Source organism: Pseudomonas sp. CFII68 (genome assembly GCF_000416195.1).
GTDB classification, from domain to species: Bacteria; Pseudomonadota; Gammaproteobacteria; order Pseudomonadales; family Pseudomonadaceae; genus Aquipseudomonas; species Aquipseudomonas kilonensis.
In genome coordinates this window covers 1-5,217 of sequence record NZ_ATLN01000060.1, presented here as the reverse complement: position 1 = coordinate 5,217, position 5,217 = coordinate 1, and the positions used below count along the sequence as shown (strand labels likewise).

Here is a 5,217-nt window from a genome sequence, read left to right as displayed (position 1 = left end):
CAAGCCCGCTCCCACAGGAGGAACGCGGTCACCCAGAGCCAGGTCGGCTATCAGGCCGCCTCGCGATGGACGTTGATCTCGGGCGCCCCGTTAACCACGCTGGCTGAACGAAGGTATTGCGCAGTGGGCAACCCGGCATGGATGCCGGGTTAGCCGCGCTGGGCCATGGATGGCCCTTCGCGGCGGCCCACGGAGCAATGCCTTCGTTCAGGCATGCCGAGCCTAGGCGAGGCACCGAGTGGTGGGGCAGAAGCGTTTTGCTTACTTTTGCGCTTCTCAAAAGTGAGCCGCTGTAAGAGCGGAACCGTCAGTGGCCGTTACCGCAGAAACGGATATACACCACCCTGCTATACACCACCCTGCCTTTCAGTCCAGGCGTTCCGGATAGGTGACCACCAGATACGCCACCGCTTCACTGTCGGCCGGGTTGCGATAGCGGTGAGGCTGGTCGGCATAGAATAGAATCGAATCGCCCGTGGAGAGCAGGTAGCGCTCGTCGTTGACGCTGATCTCCAGCACACCTTGGGACACCACCAGGTTTTCCTGGACGCCAGGCCCGTGCCCTTCGGACTGGTCTTCGCCCAAGGGGCTCAGGCGCAGCTCGTAGAATTCCGACTGGCGTGCCACATCGAACGGAAACAAGGCGCGGCTGACGAACGCGCCATTGGCGCTGACCAGGCGTTTGCTCTGGCTGGCCGACAGCACCGCCACCCCTTCGAAAGCCCGGTGTTCCAGGAACGCGGCGACCGACACCTTCAGACCCTTGGCGATTTTGCACAGCACCTTGATCGACGGCACGCTGCGTCCGGATTCGATCTGCGCCAGCATGGCCCGGCTTACCCCGCACTGGCGGGCGAGGGCGTCGAGGGACAGGTGTCGTTTGCCGCGCAGGCGTTGCAGGTTCTGCGCAACCCGTTCGCAGATCGGATCCTCATCCAAGGCTTCCAGGTGATTGAGGTCCACTTCGGGTTCATCGGTACTCGCCAAAAAGCGCGAGGGTTCCTGGGCGCTCACGCCTGGTACGTCCTGGTCGGCTGGGACGCCTGAATCCACTGGAACGCCTGGTAACCGGCATTACGCGCGTACATTTCCCACATAGCCCGGGCCAGTTGCTGGGCCTGCTTGCGTTTGCGGAATTGGACGAAGTCGATAACGTTGTCAGTCGGTTTCATAAGGCACTTCACTGTCGTGACCAATGGGACGGGATGAGCTGAGAGTACGTGGTTATGTTTATAACCATAAATACTGATTGTTTATTTATTAATGCCTTTGTGTTCTTAGCGAGACGCCTGATCAAATCACGTGGGCGCGGTGCAATTCGGTCAGGGCCAGCGCCTTGAGTCGGGCCAGCAACGGGTCGCGCCGGTCACGCGGGTGGTCCAGTTGCACCGCCAATTCTTGGCGAATGCGGCTGGGGCGGTTATCCATCACCAACACCCGGTCGCTCAGGTACAGCGCCTCGTCGACATCATGTGTCACCAGCAACAGGGCGATGGCGTGCCGCTCGGCCAGTTGCAGCAACAGGTCCTGCAGTTTCATCCGGGTGAAGGCATCCACGGCGCTGAAGGGCTCGTCCAGCAACAGCACCTGTGGTCGCGAGTACAGGCCGCGGGCAATCGCCACCCGTTGCGCCATACCGCCGGACAACGCCTTGGGCAAGGCGTCGGCAAAACCTGTGAGGCCGACTTCCTCGATCAACTGCGCGACCCAGGCCTGGTCGTAATGGTCGTCATCGCTGAAGCCGATGTTCTGCTGCACCGTCAGCCAGGGCATCAACCGCGGTTCCTGAAACACAAAGGCCAATTGTTCGGTGTGGCTGAGCAGTTGCCCTTCAAAGTCCTTTTCCAGGCCGGCGACGATGCGCAGCAAGGTGCTTTTGCCGCAGCCGCTGGGACCCAACAGGCTCACGGTTTCCCGAGGCTGCAATTGCAGGTGGATGTGATTGAGCACGGTGGTGGCGGCGAAGGTCTTGCGCTCGACGTGGATCTCCAGCAGGGCTTGGGTCATGGCTCATTCCTCGGTGCCGTTAAAGGTGTCGCGCCAGGCCAGGAAGCGTTTTTCCAGGCCGGCAAGCATGCCGTCGCTGAGCTTGCCCAGCAGGGCGAGCACGATGATCGCCGCCAGCACGATGTCTGGGCGCGAGGTTTCGCGGCCATCGCTGAGCAGGTAGCCCAGGCCTTTGGTTGCGGCGATCAGTTCGGCGGCCACCAGGAACATCCAGGCCAGGCTCATGCCGCTGCGCAAGCCGGTGAACAGGCCGGGCAGGGCGGCCGGCAGGAGAATCCGGCGCACCAGACGGCGGCGGCTGAAGCCGTACATGTGGCCGACCTCCACCAGTTTGCGGTCGATGTTGCGAATCGCCGCCACGCCATTGAGGTAAACGGGAAAGAACGCGCCGATGGCGATCAGTACCACTTTCGAGGTTTCGTCGATGCCCAGCCACAGCAGGAGCAATGGCACCCAGGCCAGGCTGGGGATCGAGCGCAGACCGGCGAAGGTCGGCTCCAGATAGGCCTCGGCTTCCCGGCTCAGGCCAACCCAGGCGGCGAAGATCAAGGCCAGGCCGGCGCCGATGGCAAAGCCCAGCAACACTCGCAAGAGGCTGGCGCTGATGTGTTTCCACAGCGCACCTTCGGCCAAGTCGCCGAGGGTCAGGGCAATCTCGCTGGGGGCCGGCATCTGGTAGGCGGGCAGCCAACCGATGCGCACGATGATTTCCAGGAACACGATGATCAGCACCGGCAGGGCCAATCCCTTGAGGCGCAGCCGCCAATGGTCGGGATTGAACAGCGGCGCTTTGTCCGGCGCGGACAGGGCCAGGCGCGGGCTGGAGAGGTCTTTGCTGTTGCTGCTCATGGCGGTTCTCCGGCAACGCCGAATCCGCGACAGGCGCGGATCGGTTGTCGCTTGGGCAAGGGGTTATTGGCGGGCCACGGCCTGCTGGCGGCCGGTGTCGAGCAATTGATCAATCACCTGGTCGACATTCACCCCGCGACGTACCAACTCTTCGGAGACCAGGATCGGCGCGGCAGCCTTGGAGGCCAGCACATCCTTGGCACTCAACTGCGGACTGCCCAGATCGGTGCGCGACAGTTGCAGCTTGGCCACTTCCAGCGGCAGGCCGGATTCGTCGGCCAATAATTCAGCCAGTTCTTGCGGATGCTCCACCGACCACGCCCGGGCCTGTTCGTAGGCCGCGAGCACGGTGTTGATGGTCTGCGGATGCTCCTGGGCATATTTTTCCGTGACGCTGACCACGCCGTAGCTGTTGAAGGCCGGGTTGCGATACAGCAGGCGCGATCCAGCCTGTACTTCGCTGGCGGCCATGTGCGGGTCGAGACCGGCCCAGGCGTCGACGTCGCCTTTTTCCAGGGCGGTGCGCCCGTCCGGGTGCTGCAGGTGCACCAGCTCCACATCGTCTTTTTTCAGCCCGGCCTGTTGCAGGCTGCGCAGGGTGAACAGATAAGGATCGGTGCCTTTGGTGGCGGCGATTTTCTTGCCCTTGAGGTCGGCGATCGTCTGGTACGGCGAATCCTTGCGCACCACCAGGGCGGTCCATTCGGCGCGGCTGTAGACATACACCGATTTGATCGGGCTGCCGTTGGCCCGGCTCAGCACCGCGGCGAGGCTGGCAGACGAAGCGAAGTCGACGCCGCCACTGTTGAGGTATTCCAGGGAACGGTTGCTGCCCTGGCTCAGGACCCAGCTGACCTTGGTCTGGGGCAGGGCTTTTTCCAGATAACCGAAGTGCTTGAGCACCAGGCTGACCGGTGAGTAATAGGCGTAGTCCAGGTGCACTTCGGCCGGAGGGCTTTCTGCGGCCAGGGCCAGGGACGGCAGGCCCAGCACCAGGGCGCAGGCGCTGATCAAATATCTGGCACGGGCCAGGGAGAAGCGGACGTCGGGTTTCATGGAACAGCTCCAGACAAGGCGGCGAGAAGGCAATGTTCTTATTTCCGAAAGATCGGACGGCGGGAGGAAATCGCGCTTGAAAGGAATATTGCAGGCTCTGTGCCATAGCCCGGGAAAGGGCGGTTTTGCGGGCGTCGCCATGGGGTGAAGGCTTTAGGGAGGTGTTGCCCAGCCAACAGTCTGTTGCGGCACTGTTGCGCCCTGGACACTGGCTGTTTGTGGCTCTGAGCTTATGCGTTAAAAGAATTTCAAATTTGAATTGCTAGAGCGTTATGTTCTATTAAATTCATTCAGGAATGTCTTCATGAAGGTCTCCCAATCCCTGCGCCGTCTGCTCCTCAGCACATTGTTCGCCGCACCGTTGGTCCAGGCCAGCGAGCCGTTGGTATTGCACGTCGGCGACCAGAACTATTACAACGTACGGGCGTCGGTGGAGGCCTCGGGTGTGCTTGAGGGCGCACCTTACCAAGTCGACTGGAAACACTTCCAGGCCGCCGCGCCCCTGGCCGAGGCGCTGAGTACCGGCGATCTGGACCTGGGTTTTCTCGGCGATTCGGGTTTTCTGTTCCTGGCTGCCAAACAGGCGCCGGTCAAGTTGATCGGTGTTTCGCGGCAGAACCCGGACACTATCGCGTTGCTGGTACCCAAGGATTCACCGGTCAAGACCATCGCCGGCCTCAAGGGCAAGAAGGTCGCCTATTGGCCGGGCGCCTGGAGCCAGCAACTGACCTTGCGCGCCCTGGAACAGGCTGGCCTGCCGGAGAACCATGTGGCATTCATCAAGCTGATGCCGATCGACGCGGCGGCCGCCTTGCCCCAGGGCAGCATCGATGCGTTTCCGGTGTGGGAACCCTACATCTCGCAACAGATCCTGTTTTCCGGTGCCCGGCCAATCCTGACGGCGAAAAACCTCATGCCCGGCCTCAGCGCCATTGCCGCTTCGACGCCGGCCATCGACGGTAAGCGCGAAGCCATCGCCGACTTTCTCGGGCGTGTGAAGCAAGCCCGCGCCTGGGTCGACAACCACACCGACCAATACGCGGACCTGTGGGCGAAAAAGGCCAATCTCGACCAGAACGTCTCGCGTCATTGGTTGCGCCAGGCACACATGAGCGTCGGCCCGGTGGACCAACAGGCTGCCGCCGATCTGCAAAGCACGGCGGACTTCCTGTTCAAGGTCAAGGCGCTGCCGGCACCGCTGGCCACTGCGGGGATTATCGACAGATCCTTCACCCAGGCCTTGAGCGAATAAACCGAGCCCCGTCCGCAGGCCTTTGTGGGAGCGAGCCTGCTCGCGATAGCGGA

General features: G+C 62.1%; 6 protein-coding genes. 1 reads left to right on the top strand and 5 read right to left on the bottom strand.

Features of this window, described 5'->3' with window-relative positions; all coding sequences use genetic code 11:
- Positions 1-366: 366 nt before the first annotated feature.
- From CFII68_RS17185 to CFII68_RS17200, 5 genes are all read right to left on the bottom strand, one after another.
- A complete protein-coding gene (locus CFII68_RS17185; RefSeq protein WP_162493997.1) occupies positions 367-963 on the bottom strand; it encodes a helix-turn-helix domain-containing protein in 597 nt (198 codons plus the stop codon).
- Between the two features lie 47 nt (positions 964-1,010).
- Positions 1,011-1,172, bottom strand: coding sequence for a hypothetical protein (locus CFII68_RS27660; RefSeq protein ID WP_018605147.1), 162 nt, complete (start codon positions 1,170-1,172; stop codon positions 1,011-1,013).
- Positions 1,173-1,293: 121 nt separating this feature from the next.
- A complete protein-coding gene (locus CFII68_RS17190) occupies positions 1,294-2,007 on the bottom strand; it encodes an ABC transporter ATP-binding protein (protein WP_018605145.1) in 714 nt (237 codons plus the stop codon).
- Between the two features lie 3 nt (positions 2,008-2,010).
- Positions 2,011-2,856 (bottom strand): ABC transporter permease, encoded by an 846-nt coding sequence (locus CFII68_RS17195; protein WP_018605143.1) that lies wholly within the window; start codon positions 2,854-2,856, stop codon positions 2,011-2,013.
- Positions 2,857-2,919: 63 nt separating this feature from the next.
- Entirely contained in the window at positions 2,920-3,912 is a 993-nt protein-coding gene (locus CFII68_RS17200; protein WP_018605141.1) for an aliphatic sulfonate ABC transporter substrate-binding protein, read from the bottom strand.
- Between the two features lie 304 nt (positions 3,913-4,216).
- On the opposite strand from CFII68_RS17200, the gene CFII68_RS17205 reads away from it, so the two are divergent.
- A complete protein-coding gene (locus CFII68_RS17205; RefSeq protein ID WP_018605139.1) occupies positions 4,217-5,164 on the top strand; it encodes an ABC transporter substrate-binding protein in 948 nt (315 codons plus the stop codon).
- Positions 5,165-5,217: the final 53 nt, after the last annotated feature.

Bases quoted from the DNA above. Each gene is read 5' to 3' on its own strand.
- CFII68_RS27660 (WP_018605147.1), bottom strand. From the start codon at position 1,172: ATGAAACCGACTGACAACGTTATCGACTTCGTCCAATTCCGCAAACGC.
- CFII68_RS17190 (WP_018605145.1), bottom strand. From the start codon at position 2,007: ATGACCCAAGCCCTGCTGGAGATCCACGTCGAGCGCAAGACCTTCGCC.
- CFII68_RS17195 (WP_018605143.1), bottom strand. From the start codon at position 2,856: ATGAGCAGCAACAGCAAAGACCTCTCCAGCCCGCGCCTGGCCCTGTCC.
- CFII68_RS17200 (WP_018605141.1), bottom strand. From the start codon at position 3,912: ATGAAACCCGACGTCCGCTTCTCCCTGGCCCGTGCCAGATATTTGATC.
- CFII68_RS17205 (WP_018605139.1), top strand. From the start codon at position 4,217: ATGAAGGTCTCCCAATCCCTGCGCCGTCTGCTCCTCAGCACATTGTTC.